The sequence below is a fragment of the Streptomyces sp. NPDC005374 genome (assembly GCF_042872225.1).
Taxonomy (GTDB): Bacteria; Actinomycetota; Actinomycetes; order Streptomycetales; family Streptomycetaceae; genus Streptomyces.
In genome coordinates this window covers 42142-59066 of the sequence record NZ_JBIAKA010000012.1, presented here as the reverse complement: position 1 = coordinate 59066, position 16925 = coordinate 42142, and the positions used below count along the sequence as shown (strand labels likewise).

The window sequence follows — 16925 nt, the reverse complement described above, 5'->3', positions numbered from 1 at the left end:
TACGCATCTGCGGTGAGTCGACGAGGGCCTGGAACCACGAAGTCCCGCCGGCCGGCCGGACCGCACCCGCCGCTGCTCCTACGACACCTTCGGCACCGACCGACGATCTCCGCACGGCGGTTTGCCCCGCAGGTCGTGCGGTACCCGCGCCGGACACACCGAGAGCACGAAGGAGGGATTCACCCATGTCGCAGGTCGAGGAATCCATCGAGGTCGGCGTGCCGGTGCACACCGCCTACAACCAGTGGACGCAGTTCGAGACCTTCCCCGAGTTCATGAGCGGGGTGGAGCGCATCGAGCAGCGCACCGACACGCTCACGCACTGGGTGACCAACGTCAACGGGGTGCACAGGGAGTTCGACGCGGAGATCACCGAGCAGATCCCGGACGAGCGGGTCGCGTGGACCACGATCGCCGGCGAGGCCAAGCAGGCCGGTGCGGTCACCTTCCACCGGCTCGACGAGGGCCACACCAAGGTGATGTTCCAGATGGACTTCCATCCGGACACCATCACCGAGAAGGTCGGCGACAAGCTCGGGTTCGTGAAGCGGCAGACCAAGGGCGACCTGGAGCGCTTCAAGACGTTCATCGAGGAGCGCGGCCGGGAGACCGGCCAGTGGCGCGGCGCGGTCATCTGACCGTCCCGGGCCGGCCGGCCGCTTCCCGCGCGGCTAACCGGCCTCTTCCGTACGGCACTCCGGGTGCCCCCAGCCCTGGGCGTTCTTGGCGATGGGCTCGCCCGCCGCGTAGGAGCGTCCGCACAGGCACCGGCCGGCGAACTTGGCCTTGATCGTGCGGGAGGACGAACCACCGCTCCGCTTGGGCGACTTGGCCCGGGCGGGGCGGTCCGTCTTGGGGGTGTCCGGCGACGGCGGCGGCTCGGGGGAACCGAGGGCACTGCTCGCGGGCTCCTGAACGATCGCCGCCTGGCTGGCCGCGCGGTCGGCGAAGTCGTTGAGCTTGTCGCCGCCGACCTGGTGGGCGGGCACGTAACGGAACTCGACGGAACGGCCCCCCAGGAGCTCGTCGATACGGACGACGAGCTCCTGGTTGGCGACGGGCTTTCCCCCGGAGGTCTTCCAGCCGTTGCGCTTCCAGCCGGGCAGCCAGGTGGTGACGGCCTTCATCGCGTACTGCGAGTCCATCCGGATCTCCAGCGGCACGTCCGGGTCGACGGCCGTCAACAGCCGCTCCAGCGCGGTGAGTTCGGCGACGTTGTTGGTGGCCTTGCCGAGTGGCCCGGCCTCCCAGCGGTCCGGCGTCTCCGTCTCGTCGGCAACGACCCAGGCCCAGGCCGCGGGTCCGGGATTTCCCTTCGAAGCGCCGTCGCACGCGGCCACCAGTCGTTCACGCATGCGCCCGATCATGCCATGCGTGGGTGGGCGTCCCGACCTGAACCAGGTTCGCTCCACCGCGACGACCATGGCGACGACCCTGCGGGCCCGTCCGGCCCCGCGACCAGCCGCCGGAGCAGGCGCCCACCTCGGCGGCCATGGGCAGCCGCCCCGCTGCCATGGACTGCTGGACGGGCGCTTCGGCCGCCGCCGTGCTCACGGCCGCACGCACCGCTCAGGGCACGTCGGAGGCCTCGGGCAGGTCGCCCTGGGTCGTCGTCACGTCGATCACCGAGAAGCTCGCGCCCTGCGGGTCGCTCAGCGCGGCGAACCGGCCGAACGGGGAGTCCATCGGCCCGAAGCGCAGGACGCCGCCGAGCTTGGTGGCGCGGGCGACGGCGTCGTCGCAGTTGTCGACGGTGAAGTAGACGTTGATGTACGCCGGTACTTCGGGCGGGAACTCGCTGCCCATCTTCATGCGGCCCAGGACGGTGTTGTCGCCGAGGTTGAACATCCGGAAGTCCATGGCGTCGTCCTGCATCTGCCGGGCGCTGTAGCCGAAGACGGCGGGGAAGAACGCGTCGGACTTCTCCGGCTCGCGGGTGTAGATCTCGGCCCAGCAGAACGCCCCGGGCCGCTCGGGCGGTGCCTCGAAGCCCTCATGGGTGCCGCCCTGCCAGACGCCGAAGACGACCCCGCTCGGGTCGCGGGCCAGGCACATCGTGCCGAAGTCGCCGACCTGCATGGGTTCCATGAGCACTTCGCCGCCGTTGTCACGGATCCTGCCGGCGGTGGCGGCGGCGTCCGGCGACGCGAGGTACAGGCACCACTGCGAGTGGCCCTCCTGCCCCGACATCGGCGGCACGACCGCGGCCACGGCCTTGCCGTCAGCGTAGGCCTGCGTGTAGTTGCCGTACTCCGACGACGACTCGCCGAAGGTCCAGCCGAGGACGTCGCCGTAGAAGCTCTTGGCTCCCTCGACGTCGCCGAACATCGCATCGGCCCAACAGGGGGTTCCCTCAGGTTGTACGGCCATGATCGCGGCCCTTCCCGAATCGGTGGTCGGTCCGCTCCTCACGCTAGCCACGACTGCACCCGACCGCGCGTCGAACCGGCCGTAGTGTTACGAGCCGGTCCGGGCGCGTGGGCACCCCACCGACGTCCCGTCCCGCGGGCCCGCCGCATTGAGCACGTCCAGCGTGCCGTGCGCCCTCAGCAGCCGCCGGGTGTCCTCGGTGCACAGCACGGAGAACGTTCCGCCGGCCTCCAGCACCCGGCGGCGCAGGCGCAGCAGCAGGTTCAGGCCGGCGGAGTCGACGAAGGACACCGGACGAAGGTCGACGACGTACGAGGGGGCGGCCAGTGCGGCGAGGGAGTCGAGCCAGGAGCGCAGGTGGTGGGTGGTCGCGAGGTCTATATCGCCGTGCAGTTCGGCGAGGACCAGTCCGTCGGCGCCGCGCATGAACCCGTGGTCACCGGGTGGCGGCGGCCAGGACGCGGTGAGGACGGGTTCCAGGCTGTTGTCGTGCACGCTGTGCCGTCCCCGCTGTCGTACCCGCGTCCGCGCCGGGCTCCCGCTCCGGCGCGGACGCGTACGGCGGTCGCTTCATCCCCGCGCCGCACGCGTCCGGGCCGGAACTCCCCCGGGCGGCTCCCCCCTTGAACCGTGCCGCCTACTGTTCTACCTTCGCCACATGGTCTGGGCATCAACGCCCGCTCATCAGCGACACAACGGGCGGGTACCCGACGGGCCAGGTGATGCGGAATGCGCCCGCACCTCGCCCTGATCGAGGACGATCCCGACTTCGCACTGATGTGCCGTTCCTATCTGGAGCGGGCCGGATTCACCGTCGCCTGGGCCATGGACGCCCGCGCAGGGAAGTCCGTGCTGCACGAGAGCCGCGTCGACCTCGCGATCCTGGACCTGGGGCTGCCCGACGGCAGCGGGCTCGAACTGCTGCGGGCGCTCAGGTCCACCAGTCGGCTTCCGGTCATCGTGGTCACAGGGCGCGGCGCGGAGGCGGACCGGGTGGCGGGGCTGGAGATCGGCGCGGACGACTACCTGGTCAAGCCGTTCTCCCAGCGCGAGTTGGTGGCGCGCATCCACGCCGTGCTGCGTCGCTCGCAGCCGCCGGACCAGCCGGCGGTGATCCGGGCCGGTTCCCTGCTCGTCGACACGGCCACCCGGCAGGCCTCCGTCGACGGCGTCCTGCTGACCTTGCGCCCCAAGGAGTTCGCCCTCCTGGAGACGCTGGCGGCAACGCCCGGCCGGGTGTTCTCCGCGGAGCAACTCCTCGAGCGGATCTGGGGTTCGTCGTGGCAGCAGCAGGCGACCGTGATCGAGCACGTGTACCGGCTGCGCGGCAAGCTCGCGGAACTGCCCGCCCCCGCACCGCGGATCATCACCGTCCGTGGCTACGGCTACCGCCTCGATCCCTGACACCCCGGCCCGCCCAGGAGGTCCGCCCATGCCCCTGCCCCCGGACTTCCGGCGTCTGTTCGACTCCAATCTGTCCCCGCTGCTCGTCCTCACCCCCGACTTCGTCATCGTCGAGGTCAACCGCGCCTATCGGACGGCCACCCGCACCGGGCGCGACATCATCGGACGGCTGATCTTCGACGTGTTCCCCGACAACCCGGAGGATCCGTCCGCCGACGGTGTGGCCAACCTGCGCCGCTCCCTGGAGACGGTCGTGGCGAGCGGCCGCAAGGACACCATGGCGCTTCAGCGGTACGACATCCCGACGGCCGAGGGGGGTGCGTTCGCCGAGCGGTACTGGAGTCCGGTCAACGCGCCGGTCCTGGACGCCGAGGGGCGCCTCACGCACATCATCCACCGGGTCGAGGACGTCACGGAGTTCGTGCATCTGCGCAAGGTGGGGAAGGAGCAGCAGAGGGCCGTCGCCGACGCCCAGATGCGCGCGGAGGGCATGGAGATCGACCTGTTCGTGCGGGCACGGGAGATCCGCGAGGTGAACGAGCAGCTGAGCCGGGCCAACGCTGAGCTGGACGCGGCCGGGCGCAGGCTCCGGGAGGAGCAGCGGGCCAAGGACCGGTTCATCGCCACGCTCTCGCACGAGCTGCGCAACCCCCTCGCGGCCGCGACCGCGGCCATCGAACTGCTCGCCCTCGACATGCCGCAGGGACACCCGGCACTGGCCGTGCTGGAGCGGCAGCTGGGCACCCTGGCCCGGATGAGCAACGACCTGCTGGACGGCACCCGGGCGGTGACCGGCCGGCTGGAGCTGGTGCGGGAACCGGTCGACGTGCGCACGGTCGTCGAGGGGGCCTGTGCGGACATCCGGGGCCTGTTCGGGCACGAAGGCCGCACGCTGGGCGTACGGCTGCCGGACGCGCCTCTCGTCGTGGACGGAGACCGGCTGCGGCTCGCGCAGGTGCTGACGAACCTGCTGTCGAACGCGCTCAAGTACACCCGCCCCGGCGGGCGCACCGAGGTGGAGCTGTCCGCCGCGGACGGCGCGGCGCGGCTGACGGTGCGGGACGACGGCATCGGCTTCGACCCCGGACAGGCGGAAGAGCTCTTCGGCGTGTTCATGCGAGCGGCGCCCGCCGGCCCCGACACGCCGGAGGGCCTGGGGCTGGGCCTCGCCGTGGTACGGACGATCGTGGATCTGCACCACGGCCGGGTCGGCGCGTACAGCGACGGACCCGGCAAGGGGGCGACGTTCACCGTCGTGCTGCCGACGGCCGACTCGGCCGCCTCGCCGCAGCACCGGCCCCCGGCCGCCCGGACGACATCGCGACGACTGTCCGTCCTGATCGTGGAGGACAACGAGGACCTGGCCGCGACCTGTCACGCCCTGCTGGAGCGACAGGGCCATCGCGTGACGACCGTGCACACGGGGACGGACGCGCTCGCCGCCACCCGGGCAGCGCCCTTCGACGTCGTGCTGTGCGACCTGGGTCTGCCGGACATCGACGGATACACGGTCGCCCGTCAGGTGCGTGCCCGGCCGGGCGGCGAGCGGCTGCGTCTGATCGCGGTCTCGGGCTTCAGTCAGGGCGCCGACCGCGCGCTGTCCCGGGCGGCCGGCTTCGACGTCCATCTGACCAAGCCGCTGGCGCTGACCGATCTGACGGAGCTCCTGGAGCGACCGGGCGGCGGCTGAACCGGGCCGCACGTCTTCCCCCTTGTTCCGGGTTGTGCTTGCCTGGGGAACCGTTTTTCGGCGACCGGGGCGGGAGTCGCGCATGCGCAGGCCGTGGATCGTGGGGCTGCTGGCCGCAGTGCTGCTGCTGGGGGCCTGCGGGGACCCGTCGGACGGGCCCGAGGCGACACCGCCCACCCCGGAGGTCTCCCGTGCGGCCACGACCCATCAGCGGGCCCAGACCTCCCCGAGCGCCTCCTCGAAGGTCCTGGCCCCACGCGTGCTGTATCTCGGCGACTCGCTCGCCATGGAGGCCCAGCAGGTCCTCGGGCAGGAGTTGCGCCGGGAACTGCGGGCCACGTACACGAGCGCGCCGTACTCGGGCACCACCCTGTGCGACTACCTGGAGGGCACCGGGGAGAAGTCGCTGGTGCCCGACCGGGACAAGGCCGCGGCCCTGGTCCGGGCGCTGCACCCGGACTTCGTGGTGCTGCAGTTCTGGGGCAACGCGTGGGACTTCACCTGGTGCATGGACGGGATCAGCCATGCCGCCGCGCCGCAGAAGTACTTCAGCCGCTACCGGGCCGACCTGCGCCGGCTTACCGAGCAGATCGCGGCGGCGGGGGGTGCGCGGCGGCCACGGATCGTGTGGGTGGAGCAGGGTCCGGACCCGATCACCCCCGACCGGGTCCGGCGCGTGAACGAGCTGTACGAGGAGCAGGCGGCCACCTCGGGCGACGTCGTCGCCGACGCCGGTGCCGCGGTGGCGCCCGCCGGCTCCCGCTACTCCTGGGTGCAGTACCTGCCGTGCACCGCCTACGAGCGCGAGCACCCCGACTACTGCACCCAGCCGGGCCGCGACCGTACGGCCCTGCATCTCGACAAGGACTATCTGCACTTCTGTCTGGCGCCCACGACGGCCACACCGAAGCCCTGTCCGGTCCGCTCCCCCGGCATCCTGCGGATCGCCCGGGAGATCACACGGGTGGTCGGTTCGTCCTGACGGGGCCTCCGGAGTGATCAGTGGCCCGCGTAGGCCTTGTCGAGGGCGGCGAGGTCGAACTTGTGCATCGCCATGAACGCGCTGGTCACGCGGGCCACCTTCGCCGGGTCCGGGTCAGTGATCATGGCCTGGAGCCGTTCCGGGACCACCTGCCAGCTGAGCCCGTACTTGTCCTTCAGCCAGCCGCAGGGGCCGGGCTCGCCGCCCTCGGTGAGCTTGGCCCAGTAGTAGTCGATCTCCTCCTGGTCCTCGCAGAAGATCATGAAGGAGGCCGCCTCGGTGAACTTGAACTCAGGGCCGCCGTTGAGCCCGAGGAACCTGTGGCCGTTGGCCGTGAACTCGACGGTCATCACAGACCCCGCGGGCTGGAACGCACCCTCCGGGTACCGGGCGATCGCTCCGATGCTGGAGTTCTTGAAGATGGACACGTAGTGGTGGGCGGCCTCCTCGGCCTGCCCGTCGAACCAGAGACAAGTGGTGAAACCGTCGGTGGCCATGCGTACCTCCTGGATCGTGGGAACGTCCGTCATCCATGTCGACCGGTCCTCGCCACGAAACTCATCGGTCGGACGAGAAACCCATCCAGGTGGCGGGTACACCCACGCGAACTAGCATCCCCGCATGACGTCATCGCGCACCGACCTCGTCCGGCCCTTCCGCCTCGACATTGCGCAGAGCGACCTCGACGACCTGCACGACCGGCTCGACCGCACCCGCTGGCCCGACGACCTCTCGGCGACCGGCTGGGCGTACGGCGTACCGGCCGGCTACCTGCGCGAACTCGCGCATCACTGGCGGCATGCGTACGACTGGCGCGCGGCCGAGGCCCGGTTCAACGAGTGGCCGCAGTTCACGACCGTCATCGACGGGTCGACCGTCCACTTCGCCCATGTCCGCTCCCCCGAACCGGACGCCACCCCGCTGGTCATCACGCACGGCTGGCCGGGCTCGATCGTGGAGTTCCTGGACGTGGTGGGCCCGTTGACCGATCCGGTGGCCCACGGCGGCGACCCGGCGGACGCCTTCCACGTCGTCGTTCCGAGCATCCCCGGCTTCGGGCTGTCCGGTCCCCCCGCGGACACCGGCTGGGAGGCGGGCCGCATCGCCGACGCGTGGGCCGAGCTGATGACGCGGCTCGGCTACGAGAAGTTCGGCGCGCAGGGCGGCGACTGGGGCTCGGCGATCTCCCGGGAGCTGGGCCGCGCCCACCCCGAGCGGATCACCGGCGTCCACCTCAACCTGCTGCCGGGAGCGCAGGCGACCCACGAACCCACCGAGGAGGAGCTCGCCCCGCTCGGCCCAGGGCAACGGGAGCGCGCCCTGGAGTCATGGCGCCGGTGGAGCGACTGGTCCCGTGAGGGCACCGGGTACGCCGTCCTGCACTCCACCCGCCCGCAGACCCTCGCCTACGCGCTCACCGACTCGCCGGTCGGTCAACTCGCCTGGATCGTCGAGAAGTTCCAGGCGTGGACGGACTCCGCGGAGCTGCCCGAGGAGGCAGTGGACCGGGACCGGCTGCTGACCAACGTGATGCTGTACTGGCTGACCGGCACCGCCGGTTCGGCCGCCCGGATCTACTACGAGCGGGCGCACGCCACCGGCGAGCGGGTGGCCCGGCCCACCGAGCCCTCGACCGCGCCGACCGCTCTCGCCGTCTTCCCCGCGGAGATCCAGATCCCGCTCCGGCACAGGGCGGAGCGCACCGAGAACCTCGTGCGCTGGACCGAGCTCGGCCGGGGCGGCCACTTCGCGGCGATGGAGGAACCGGACCTGCTGGTGGACGACGTGCGGGCGTTCTTCCGGCAGCTGCGCGACAAGGGCTGAGCGCACCGGTGGGCCCGCGCTCTGCCGGTGGCGAATCTGCCACCGGCAGAGAAACCGCATCAGGGCATCGTCCGCGGTCAAGAGTGGAGTCGACAGCACCCCCGCGACCACGAGGACCGCCCATGACTTCCATCAGGGCCGAGGAGGGCGACACCCCTCCCACCCGCTTCGACGACCACCTCTCCGCCCAGCTCCTCAACCAGCGCATCGTGTTCCTGGGCACCCAGGTCGACGAGGTCTCCGCCAACCGGATCTGCTCCCAGCTGCTGATCCTCTCCGCGGCGGACCCGCGCACCGACATCAGCCTGTGCATCAACAGTCCGGGCGGCTCGGTCTACGCGGGCCTCGCCATCTACGACACGATGCGACTGATCCCCAACGACGTCTCCACGCTCGCCATGGGTTTCGCGGCCAGCATGGGCCAGTTCCTGCTCTGCGGCGGCGCACCCGGCAAGCGGTACGCGCTGCCGAACGCGCGGATCATGATGCACCAGGGGTCCGCGGGCATCGGCGGCACCACCGCCGACATCGAGATCCAGGCGGAGAACCTGGACCACAGCAAGCGGACCATGGAGCGGCTCCTCGCCGAGAACACGGGCCGGACCCCGGAGACCATCGCCCGGGACGGCGACCGCGACCGCTGGTTCACGGCCGAGGAGGCCAGGGAGTACGGCATGGTGGACCGGGTCCTGGAGTCCCTCGCGGACGTCCGCCCTGCCGCCTCCAAACGACGGATGGGGCTCTGACATGGCGAACTACACGATTCCGTACGTCGTCGAGCGGACCGCGAGCGGTGAGCGGTCGTCCGACGTGTTCAGCCGGCTGCTGTCCGAGCGGATCATCTTCCTCGGCACCGAGATCGACGACGGGGTGGCCAACGTCGTGATCGCACAGCTCCTGCACCTGGAGTCCTCGGCGCCGGAGACCGAGATCTCGATCTACATCAACTCGCCCGGCGGCTCGTTCACTTCGCTGATGGCGATCTACGACACGATGACCTACGTGCAGGCTCCGATCTCCACACTCTGTGTGGGCCAGGCGGCCTCCACGGCGGCCGTCCTGCTGGCCGGAGGGGATCCGGGACGCCGGCTCGTGCTGGAACACGCGCGGGTGCTGCTCGGCCAGCCCGCCTCCGGCGGCAACCGCGGCTCGATCTCCGACCTCGCCCTCCAGGCCAAGGAGATGGTCCGCATCCGCGCCCAGGTGGAGGAGGTGCTGTCCCGGCACACCCACCACGACATCGGGACGCTGCGCGCGGACATGGACCGCGACAAGGTGTTCACCGCCGAGGAGGCGGTGGCGTACGGGCTGGCCGACGAGGTGGTGAGCCGGCGCCTCGTGCAGGTATGAGGCGCCGGCCCCGACGTCAGGCGGCCAGGCACATCCCGTCGTACGACGACCCCGGCGCGGTGCGGCGGCCGCGGGCGGAGTGCCGGGTCAGCTCGCCCTGAGCCAGCGAGAGCAGGTCGCCGAGGCCGAGGCCCAGGGCGTGGGCGGCGGCCGCGAGCACCTCCGAGGAGGCCTCCTTCCGGCCGCGCTCCACCTCGGAGAGGTAGGGCATCGAGATCCGGGCCGCGTCGGACACGTCCTTGAGGGTGCGCTCCTGGGCGAGGCGCTCACGGCGCAGGACGTCTCCGACGAGGTCACGCCACAGGGGTTCTCTGGCTTCCCCGGGTGCGGTCTCGCGCGGCGGGCCCGGACGCGGCGGGGTGGTGGCGGGGCGTTCGGACACTGGGCGGGCGGTTCCCGGGCGCGCGGAGTGCGGGCGCAGGGGGATCACGCGGGCTTGGTTCAACGCTTCGTTGCTCACCGTCTCAGCCTAGATTCCGTGCCCGTCCTGGGAAGGGCCCGGCGTTCCGCCCTGGGTGGAATCGTCGACGGGAGGCGGGGTCCCGGTGCGGCCGCGCCATCGGCACGCCCTGGTCGAGGGGTCGACCAGGGCGAAGGGGCTCCGCCTCCGCAGCCCCGTCGTCGAGGTGGGGCCGCCAGGAACAGCGGGATCCGGCCACTCCGTCCAGGCTGAGACGCCCGTCATGGTCCGGCACTTCCCGCGGCGGCGCCCGTCGCGCGGGCCTTCTGAGCCGTCTCCGGACACTGATCGGGGCACACCACGACGGCCGTATCACCGGGTGTCACCTCCATGAACCCGCCGTCGCGCCCCGTGTCCGGCCCCTCCGTCCCCGGGACCAGCGATTTTGCGCCGTCGGCGAACCCGGCGGGCATGCGTCGTCACTCCTCGGGTACGCGCAAGGTGAGGGAGCTGCGGGCGGTTGGTCGGCCGGTGGCCCGAGGACGCATATGTCGGCGCGTTCCGGGTACCCGGCAGATCGCGCACCATCCGCAGGACCCGAGACAACCAGGCCGAAGAGGCACACGTCGAGCCGTGACTTTCGTGGGAGAGGCAATGCATACCGCCGTCACCGCCGTGAACCGTCCGGAGGCAAAGGCCACCGGGCTCGCAAGCGGGACCAGGACCGGTGGGACACCGCTGCCGGGAGTCGAACAACCGCGGTCCGTCGCACCTCGGGACGCGCGGGAGCTGTCTCGCCAGTTCTTCCAGCGCCTGACGGAACTCGAGGAGGGCACGCACGAGTACCAGTACGCGCGCAACACCCTCATCGAGATGAACATGTCGCTCGTACGGTTCGCGGCCGGAAGGTTCCGGGGCCGCGGCGACGACATGGAGGACATCGTCCAGACCGGCATGATCGGCCTGATCAAGGCGATCGACCGGTTCGAGGTGTCGCGCGAGGTCGAGTTCACGTCGTTCGCGCTCCCCTACATCGTCGGCGAGATCAAGCGGTTCTTCCGTGACACCACCTGGGCGGTACATGTCCCCCGCCGCCTCCAGGAGCTGCGCGTCGAGCTGGCCAAGGCGCGTGAGGAGCTCGCCAGCCGCCTGGACCGCGACCCGTCGGTGGCCGAACTCGCCACCCTGATGAACATCACCGAGCGCGAGGTCGTCGAGGGCCAGATCGCCTCCAACGGCTACAACTCCTCGTCGCTGGACGCCGCCCTGACCGGCGACGGCCCCGAGGGCGGCGAAGCGGTGCTGGCCGACTTCATCGGCGTGGAGGAGGAGGGGCTGCGTCTCGTCGAGGACTTCCAGTCGCTCGCCCCCCTGATGGCCGAGCTCAGCGAACGCGACCGCGAGATCATCCACATGCGGTTCGTGGAGGAGGCCACCCAGTCGGAGATCGGTGAGCGTCTCGGCTGCTCGCAGATGCATGTGTCGCGGCTGATCAAGCGGATCATCACACGGTTGCGCGAGGGCATGCTGGGCGAGCTCGGCTGCGCCTGACACACAGCGCTGCAGAGCGCAACAAAGACATCGAATGGCGGGTGCCGTCCCAGGACGGCACCCGCTGTGCGAGCGGGCAGGCTCACTCCTTGCCGTCGAACCCCAGCACGGCACGTACCCGCTTGCCCACCGGCACGCGTTCCGCCGCCACCTCCCTGGCCAGGACGTGCACGATCTCCAGACCGTGCCGACCGACGCGTTGGGGATCCCGTGGGAACCTGCGGGGCAGGGCGGCGCTGCTGTCGTAGACCGTGACGGCCACGGCGTCGTCGGTGCCCTCCAGCTCGAGGATGTACGGCCCGTTGCTGTGGCGGTCGGCGTTGGTGACGAGTTCGCTCACGACGAGGAGCACCTCGTCCTCGGCACGGTCACCGATCGCCGCGCACCAGTCGGCTCTGAGCCTGCCGAGGAAGTGCGCGGCGAAGGACCGCGCCTCGGCGATACATCCTGGCTCGCCTGTGTAGTGCGCCGCCTGACGTAGCGGTTCCACGGGCACGTCGAAACCAGTCGGTATCACTGCCCCGTCCAGGTGATCGATCATGCGTTTCTCTCTCGGAAGCCGGACTGGCCGGACGCTGCTGCATCAGTGCTCGTACCCCGAGCCTCGCGTCGCAGTCCCGGAGACACGTCACACCGGCTACGTCAGCGGACTGCTGTAGGGCGTGATGTCCGAGGCGAGGGGCGGCGGCGGTGCCGAGGAGTCGGGGGACGCGGGCTCGTCACCCGAGGATTCGCTGGTGGGCGGTGCGGAGGAGGGCGTCAGCAGGCCCGGGGCCGGAGAGGACGGCGCGCTCGAGGTCGGCGGACACGGGCTCGGACTGGGGCTCGCCGACCCGGAGGGGGTTCCGGTCGGGGTTCCGGTCGAGGTGGAGACGCAGGGCGACGGAGAACTGGGGGACGTCGGTGTGCTCGGTGTCGTCGGGGGTGTGGGGGTCGACACGCTCACCGACGGGGAGGGACGGACCGGCGGGTCGGTCCTGTGGTCCTTGTGGCCGGTGTCGCCCCGGTGCCGGGCGATCCAGTAGTCGTGGTCGGGATCGTAGATCACGAAGATGTTGATGACCGTCGTCGAGGGCGCGACCACCACCACGTTCGAGGGGTGGTACGACGACCAGGTGTCGCCGGTGCGCTTCGGCGCGCTCTGCTGGGCGACCGGCGGGGTCAGCGGGTTGCCGCAGGCGCAGCGCGCGCGGGGCACTCCGTGACCGTCGACGAGGACGGCGGTGCCGGCCTGGAGAACGGCCTGGTAGCTGGTGGCGGCGCCGTCGCGGTAGCCGTGGTTGGTGACGCGGGTGTCCATGCGCAGCTGGACGGGTGTGAGCGAGCGCAGGTACGCGGGGACCTGTGCCGGCTGGACGCCGGCGACCGAGGCGAAGGCCCTGTTCTTCGCGGGCGCCGTCCCGAGGGCCTTGATCTGGCTCTCGACGTCGCAGCTGGAGACGTTGCGGGTGCCGCCGTAGAGGCCGGGAGCGGCACCGTCGACGCCTCGTACGGCGTTCGCGGACTCGGCGGGGCCGGTCGGGGAGGCTGCGACGGGCGGGGCCGAGCTGTCCTTGGCGGTCGACTCGGTGAAGGGTTCGGGGCCCGTCTTGGCGGCGGCCTGCAGGAAGACCTCGCCGTTGCCGCTCGCCGACTTCGACGACCCGCCGTCGGAGCGGGTGAAGACGACCGCGAGGACCACGGCGGCCACCACCGCGCAGGCGATCATCGCGACGCGGGGAGCCGATCTCCACCAGGGCCGGCGGGGTTCGGGCGGGGGTGCCCCGCCGCCGCCGCCGCTGCCAGGGGGTTGGGAGGGCGGGCCCGACGGCGGCTGCGAGGGGCCCGACAGCGGGCCGGAGGGCGGTCCTGTGGGGCGGCCTGATGACGGCGGTTCAACGCTCACGAGCTCTTCTTCCCGACGCGGGATCCCTACGGCGTGCGATGCGTTTGCCCCGACTCGGCCGCATTTTTCCGCGACATACCTATTGTTTGCTCCGGTCCGGTGCCGCTCGCAAGCGGACGCGGACGGACCTCCCGGCAGGCGAGCGGTGCCGGGGCTGCTTAGCGTGGCAGGGTGATCCCGCGATACCCCTCCGACCAGGCAGTCCTCGCTCGGCACGGCTGGGTGCAGGCCGTGGCCACGGTCCTTGGCGCGCTGGTCGCCATGGGGGTGGTGGCCGCGCTGGGACTGTGGGCGGCGGGCGCCCTGGACCTTCCGGACGGCGCGTTCCCCCGGGTCGTCACGGCGACCGTCGTCACCGCAGTCGGCGGCACGATCAAACTGTCGGGAAGTGCGGGAGGCCTCGCCGACAGCGAGGCCGGTCTCACCGTGATCCCCCTTTCCGTCACCCTGACCGGTGCCCTGGTCCTCGGTGCGGGCTTCCTGCGGCCGCTACGGCACCGGGCGGTGGCCGGGGGCCGGGAGCTGGCCGGCTGGGCCGCGAGAATCGCCGTCCTGTGGCTGGCCGGGCTCCTGGCACTCGCCTACGCGGCCCGGCAGACGTTCAGACCCTCCCTCGGCGACGACACGCTGAGCGACCTGGGCGATCTCTTCGGCGCCTCCCCCGAGGTCGGCTTCACAGCGGACGTGCCGCAGAGCGTCCTGTTCGGCCTGCTCTGGCTGGCCGGTGTGCTGGTCCTGGCCCTGCTGGTGTCGCGCCGGGCTCCGCTCCCCGCCCGGCTGCTCCCGCTCCAGCAGTCGGTGCGGCCGGCCGCGCACGCCATGGTCGTCCTGCTGCTCGCGTACGTCGTCCTCGGCATCCTCGTGGCCCTGGTCGTCGCCGTGACGCGGGGCCACACCCCGCAGACGCTGGCCGTGATCCTGCTGGGCCTGCCGAACCTGGTGTGGCTCACCCTGACCCTCGGCCTCGGCGCCACCTGGAACGGCCGTGTCGAGGGCCCCTTCGGACTGCCCATGCCGCATGTCCTGGACGAGGTGCTGCGCTCCAAGGACACCGCCGCACTCGATCTGCGCACACTCGCCGAACACGACGGCCGGGTCTGGTGGCTGCTGGTCGTCGACGCGGTTCTGCTGCTGTCCGTGGCGTTCCTGATGGCGGCCTGCTCCCCCACCCGGGTACGCGCCTGGCAGCACGCCCTGCACCTGGCGGTCGCCCTCGCCCTCACGGTGCTGATGATCTGCCTGATCGGCCGGATCTCCGTCCACTACGGCCTCTCGGTGCTCGGCATCGGCGATCTCGGAGGCGGTCTGGGCGGAAAGCTCTTCCTGAAGCCGGAACTGTGGAGCGCCGTCGGACTCGGCGCGCTCTGGGGCCTGGTCACCGGTTTCCTCGGCGCGCTGCTGGCCCGGCCGGTCCACCGCAAAGGGGAGATCAAACCGGCTGACGGGTGACGCGGGGCGTGGCAGGGTGCCCTGAGTCGAGGAAAGGGCACCGCATGACGTTGGCTCTTGAAGACCGCCTGGCCGTCACCGAGTTGATCGCGCTGCACGGCCACCTGGTGGATGCCGGGGAGCTGGACCGGATGGACGAGGTCTTCACCGCGGACATCGTCTACGACCTCTCCGACTTCGGCCAGGGCGAGGTCGTCGGACTCGCCGCGCTCAAGGAAGCGGCGCTCGCACTGGGCGCGGGCAACCCGGTGGCCCACCATGTCACGAACGTGGTGCTCGAGGAGGTGTCCGAAGACCGCGTCCGGGCCCTGTCCAAGGGGCTGGGCGTCATGACGGACGGCTCCTGCGGCTCGGTCACCTACGAGGACACGGTGGTCCGCGTCGGCACTGCCGGCTGGCGCGTCGGCCACCGAAGGCTGCTGGCGCGCAGGGTGCCGCTGAACGGCCGAGGGCAGGGCTGACCAGGGCGTGTTGCCGCCCGGCCGACGGGACTTTGGCAACACGCCCTAGCGGCCCCGGACAACCGGCTCGGCCCAGCGCGGCGGGGGTTTCGGCCGGGTCTCCTCCGGATCTGCGGCGCTGAGGGCGACCTGCGTCGGCGGGTGGGTGCCGGTCACCGCGGAGCGGAGGGCCGCGACGAAGGCGAGGCAGGAGTCGTGGCGGTCGTCGGGGCTCTTGGCGAGGGCCTTGCCGAAGACCGCGTCGAGCTGCGCGGGGAGGCCGGGGCGGGTCTGGGAGAGAGCCGGCGGGGCGTCGTACTGGTGGGCCCACAGCAGAGCCATGTCGTCGTCGCGGCGGAAGGGCGGGTGGCCCGTCAGGGTCTCGTAGACCACGCAGGCGAAGCCGTAGACGTCGCAGCGGCCGTCGACGGGGCGGCCCGAGATCTGCTCGGGTGCCACGTAGTCGAGGGTGCCCACGAACTGGCCGACCGTCGTGAACCCGGTCAGCGACAGGGACTTCTTCGTCAGGCCGAAGTCGGTGAGATAGGTGTGCTCGGGGTGGTCGCTGTCGGTGCCGCGGGCGACCAGGATGTTGCCGGGCTTCACGTCCCGGTGGACCAGCCCGTGTTCGTGGGCCGCGTCGAGTGCGGAGGCGACCTGGGCGGCGATCCGCAGGGCGGTCGGGAGCGGCAACGGTCCCTGACGGTCCAGGAGATGGCGCAGGTCGCTGCCCTCGACGTACCGCATGGCGATGTACAGGACGCCGTCCGTCTCGCCCGCCTCGAAGACGGGGACGATGTGCGGATGGTCGATGGCGGCGGCCACCCGGGACTCGTGGCTGAAACGGTTGCGGAAGGTGTCGTTGCGGACGAGTTCGGGGGCCAGCAGCTTCAGGGCGACCGTACGGTCCAGGCGCAGGTCCCTGGCGCGGTAGACCACGGCCATGCCGCCGCGGCCGATCTCGCGCTCGATGCGGTAGCTCGCGACCTGTCTGCCGACCAGTTCTGAGGGACGGCCGGAGAAGAGGCCTGTCTCATGGGGCATCCGGGGTCACCACCTGGGTGGGGGCGTGCCCGGGGCTGTCGGCGGCGGCGCGGGGGGCGTCGTCGGTGGCGTAGGTGTTCAGGCGGGTGCCGTCCGCGTACACCCAGCGTCCGTGCTGGGGGTCGTACAGCCACACGTGTTCTCCGTCGACGACCACCCCGATCCGCAGTCCCCGTGTGCGGCCGCGGAAGGTTTCTCCGTCGAGGCCGCCGCCTGCCAGTTCCTCGACGGCGGCCCGGTAGCGGGCCAGGGTCTCGTCGGCGCGGGCAAGCAGTGGGCGGGGGTCGGCGGTGCGGGTGAGCGGGCTGTCGGGGGTGGGCGGGTCCGCGGGTACGGCGACCAGGTGGCGGCCGTCGACCCACGCCGACCAGCCGTTGGCGCACAGGACGTGCGCCCAGTCGCCGCGCCGCTCCAGGAGCTGGACCGGGAGGAGCGGGTCGAGGGGGACGGTGGGGCGGGCGGGGTCGGGGGCTTCCCAGGCGGGCATGCCGGGCCCGGGGACCACGTGGGTGGGCCGGAAGCCGGGGGTCGTCATC

The 16925-nt window shown here is 71.5% G+C and carries 19 protein-coding genes; 10 read left to right on the top strand and 9 right to left on the bottom strand.

Annotated features, from left to right (window positions below):
• Positions 1-185: 185 nt before the first annotated feature.
• Complete coding sequence (locus ACFYRX_RS29015) at positions 186-638, top strand: SRPBCC family protein (protein WP_389105704.1); 453 nt, start codon at positions 186-188, stop codon at positions 636-638.
• Between the two features lie 33 nt (positions 639-671).
• Here the strand turns inward: ACFYRX_RS29015 and ACFYRX_RS29010 are convergent, their stop codons facing one another.
• The 3 genes from ACFYRX_RS29010 to ACFYRX_RS29000 all read right to left on the bottom strand — a co-directional run bounded on the left by ACFYRX_RS29010 (position 672) and on the right by ACFYRX_RS29000 (position 2865).
• Positions 672-1367, bottom strand: coding sequence for a ribonuclease H (locus tag ACFYRX_RS29010; protein ID WP_389105701.1), 696 nt, complete (start codon positions 1365-1367; stop codon positions 672-674).
• A gap of 202 nt (positions 1368-1569) precedes the next feature.
• On the bottom strand, positions 1570-2370 hold the full coding sequence (locus ACFYRX_RS29005; RefSeq protein WP_389105699.1) for a VOC family protein: 801 nt from the start codon (positions 2368-2370) through the stop codon (positions 1570-1572).
• Between the two features lie 87 nt (positions 2371-2457).
• Complete coding sequence (locus ACFYRX_RS29000; RefSeq protein WP_389105697.1) at positions 2458-2865, bottom strand: STAS domain-containing protein; 408 nt, start codon at positions 2863-2865, stop codon at positions 2458-2460.
• 234 nt (positions 2866-3099) lie between these two features.
• Between ACFYRX_RS29000 and ACFYRX_RS28995 the strand changes: the two genes are divergently transcribed.
• The 3 genes from ACFYRX_RS28995 to ACFYRX_RS28985 all read left to right on the top strand — a co-directional run bounded on the left by ACFYRX_RS28995 (position 3100) and on the right by ACFYRX_RS28985 (position 6446).
• The gene (locus ACFYRX_RS28995; protein WP_389105694.1) at positions 3100-3774 is read left to right on the top strand and encodes a response regulator transcription factor; all 675 of its coding nucleotides are present in this window, start codon (positions 3100-3102) and stop codon (positions 3772-3774) included.
• A gap of 28 nt (positions 3775-3802) precedes the next feature.
• Entirely contained in the window at positions 3803-5464 is a 1662-nt protein-coding gene (locus tag ACFYRX_RS28990) for an ATP-binding protein (RefSeq protein ID WP_389105691.1), read from the top strand.
• Positions 5465-5546: 82 nt separating this feature from the next.
• On the top strand, positions 5547-6446 hold the full coding sequence (locus ACFYRX_RS28985) for an SGNH/GDSL hydrolase family protein (RefSeq protein WP_389105688.1): 900 nt from the start codon (positions 5547-5549) through the stop codon (positions 6444-6446).
• Positions 6447-6463: 17 nt separating this feature from the next.
• On the opposite strand, the gene ACFYRX_RS28980 is transcribed toward ACFYRX_RS28985, so the two are convergent.
• Positions 6464-6943 carry a VOC family protein gene (locus ACFYRX_RS28980; protein WP_389106265.1) on the bottom strand — a complete coding sequence of 160 codons (480 nt, stop codon included), beginning with the start codon at positions 6941-6943 and terminating at the stop codon, positions 6464-6466.
• 124 nt (positions 6944-7067) lie between these two features.
• On the opposite strand from ACFYRX_RS28980, the gene ACFYRX_RS28975 reads away from it, so the two are divergent.
• The 3 genes from ACFYRX_RS28975 (at position 7068) to ACFYRX_RS28965 (ending at position 9620) form a co-directional block, all read left to right on the top strand.
• Positions 7068-8270 (top strand): epoxide hydrolase family protein, encoded by a 1203-nt coding sequence (locus ACFYRX_RS28975; protein ID WP_389105685.1) that lies wholly within the window; start codon positions 7068-7070, stop codon positions 8268-8270.
• Positions 8271-8392: 122 nt separating this feature from the next.
• Positions 8393-9016, top strand: coding sequence for an ATP-dependent Clp protease proteolytic subunit (locus ACFYRX_RS28970; RefSeq protein WP_389105683.1), 624 nt, complete (start codon positions 8393-8395; stop codon positions 9014-9016).
• A 1-nt stretch (position 9017) separates the two neighbouring features.
• Complete coding sequence (locus ACFYRX_RS28965) at positions 9018-9620, top strand: ClpP family protease (protein WP_389105680.1); 603 nt, start codon at positions 9018-9020, stop codon at positions 9618-9620.
• Positions 9621-9636: 16 nt separating this feature from the next.
• Here the strand turns inward: ACFYRX_RS28965 and ACFYRX_RS28960 are convergent, their stop codons facing one another.
• On the bottom strand, positions 9637-10080 hold the full coding sequence (locus ACFYRX_RS28960) for a helix-turn-helix domain-containing protein (RefSeq protein ID WP_389105678.1): 444 nt from the start codon (positions 10078-10080) through the stop codon (positions 9637-9639).
• 594 nt (positions 10081-10674) lie between these two features.
• Between ACFYRX_RS28960 and ACFYRX_RS28955 the strand changes: the two genes are divergently transcribed.
• Positions 10675-11571 carry an RNA polymerase sigma factor SigF gene (locus ACFYRX_RS28955; RefSeq protein WP_389105675.1) on the top strand — a complete coding sequence of 299 codons (897 nt, stop codon included), beginning with the start codon at positions 10675-10677 and terminating at the stop codon, positions 11569-11571.
• 82 nt (positions 11572-11653) lie between these two features.
• Here ACFYRX_RS28955 and ACFYRX_RS28950 read toward each other — a convergent pair whose 3' ends face one another.
• On the bottom strand, positions 11654-12112 hold the full coding sequence (locus ACFYRX_RS28950; RefSeq protein ID WP_389105672.1) for an ATP-binding protein: 459 nt from the start codon (positions 12110-12112) through the stop codon (positions 11654-11656).
• A 96-nt stretch (positions 12113-12208) separates the two neighbouring features.
• Positions 12209-13456 (bottom strand): DUF6777 domain-containing protein, encoded by a 1248-nt coding sequence (locus ACFYRX_RS28945; protein WP_389105670.1) that lies wholly within the window; start codon positions 13454-13456, stop codon positions 12209-12211.
• Between the two features lie 171 nt (positions 13457-13627).
• On the opposite strand from ACFYRX_RS28945, the gene ACFYRX_RS28940 reads away from it, so the two are divergent.
• Together ACFYRX_RS28940 and ACFYRX_RS28935 are read left to right on the top strand one after the other, a co-directional pair.
• Entirely contained in the window at positions 13628-14905 is a 1278-nt protein-coding gene (locus ACFYRX_RS28940; RefSeq protein WP_389105667.1) for a streptophobe family protein, read from the top strand.
• 44 nt (positions 14906-14949) lie between these two features.
• Positions 14950-15366, top strand: a complete 417-nt coding sequence (locus tag ACFYRX_RS28935) for a nuclear transport factor 2 family protein (RefSeq protein ID WP_389105665.1) — start codon at positions 14950-14952, stop codon at positions 15364-15366.
• Positions 15367-15411: 45 nt separating this feature from the next.
• Here the strand turns inward: ACFYRX_RS28935 and ACFYRX_RS28930 are convergent, their stop codons facing one another.
• The gene (locus tag ACFYRX_RS28930; RefSeq protein ID WP_389105662.1) at positions 15412-16389 is read right to left on the bottom strand and encodes a serine/threonine-protein kinase; all 978 of its coding nucleotides are present in this window, start codon (positions 16387-16389) and stop codon (positions 15412-15414) included.
• Positions 16379-16924 carry a hypothetical protein gene (locus tag ACFYRX_RS28925; RefSeq protein ID WP_389105660.1) on the bottom strand — a complete coding sequence of 182 codons (546 nt, stop codon included), beginning with the start codon at positions 16922-16924 and terminating at the stop codon, positions 16379-16381. The genes ACFYRX_RS28930 and ACFYRX_RS28925 overlap by 11 nt, the downstream gene beginning before the upstream one ends.
• Position 16925 lies beyond the last annotated feature (1 nt).

Bases quoted from the DNA above. Each gene is read 5' to 3' on its own strand.
- ACFYRX_RS29015 (WP_389105704.1), top strand. From the start codon at position 186: ATGTCGCAGGTCGAGGAATCCATCGAGGTCGGCGTGCCGGTGCACACC.
- ACFYRX_RS29010 (WP_389105701.1), bottom strand. From the start codon at position 1,367: ATGATCGGGCGCATGCGTGAACGACTGGTGGCCGCGTGCGACGGCGCT.
- ACFYRX_RS29005 (WP_389105699.1), bottom strand. From the start codon at position 2,370: ATGGCCGTACAACCTGAGGGAACCCCCTGTTGGGCCGATGCGATGTTC.
- ACFYRX_RS28995 (WP_389105694.1), top strand. From the start codon at position 3,100: ATGCGCCCGCACCTCGCCCTGATCGAGGACGATCCCGACTTCGCACTG.
- ACFYRX_RS28990 (WP_389105691.1), top strand. From the start codon at position 3,803: ATGCCCCTGCCCCCGGACTTCCGGCGTCTGTTCGACTCCAATCTGTCC.
- ACFYRX_RS28985 (WP_389105688.1), top strand. From the start codon at position 5,547: ATGCGCAGGCCGTGGATCGTGGGGCTGCTGGCCGCAGTGCTGCTGCTG.
- ACFYRX_RS28980 (WP_389106265.1), bottom strand. From the start codon at position 6,943: ATGGCCACCGACGGTTTCACCACTTGTCTCTGGTTCGACGGGCAGGCC.
- ACFYRX_RS28975 (WP_389105685.1), top strand. From the start codon at position 7,068: ATGACGTCATCGCGCACCGACCTCGTCCGGCCCTTCCGCCTCGACATT.
- ACFYRX_RS28970 (WP_389105683.1), top strand. From the start codon at position 8,393: ATGACTTCCATCAGGGCCGAGGAGGGCGACACCCCTCCCACCCGCTTC.
- ACFYRX_RS28965 (WP_389105680.1), top strand. From the start codon at position 9,018: ATGGCGAACTACACGATTCCGTACGTCGTCGAGCGGACCGCGAGCGGT.
- ACFYRX_RS28955 (WP_389105675.1), top strand. From the start codon at position 10,675: ATGCATACCGCCGTCACCGCCGTGAACCGTCCGGAGGCAAAGGCCACC.
- ACFYRX_RS28950 (WP_389105672.1), bottom strand. From the start codon at position 12,112: ATGATCGATCACCTGGACGGGGCAGTGATACCGACTGGTTTCGACGTG.
- ACFYRX_RS28935 (WP_389105665.1), top strand. From the start codon at position 14,950: ATGACGTTGGCTCTTGAAGACCGCCTGGCCGTCACCGAGTTGATCGCG.
- ACFYRX_RS28930 (WP_389105662.1), bottom strand. From the start codon at position 16,389: ATGCCCCATGAGACAGGCCTCTTCTCCGGCCGTCCCTCAGAACTGGTC.
- ACFYRX_RS28925 (WP_389105660.1), bottom strand. From the start codon at position 16,924: ATGACGACCCCCGGCTTCCGGCCCACCCACGTGGTCCCCGGGCCCGGC.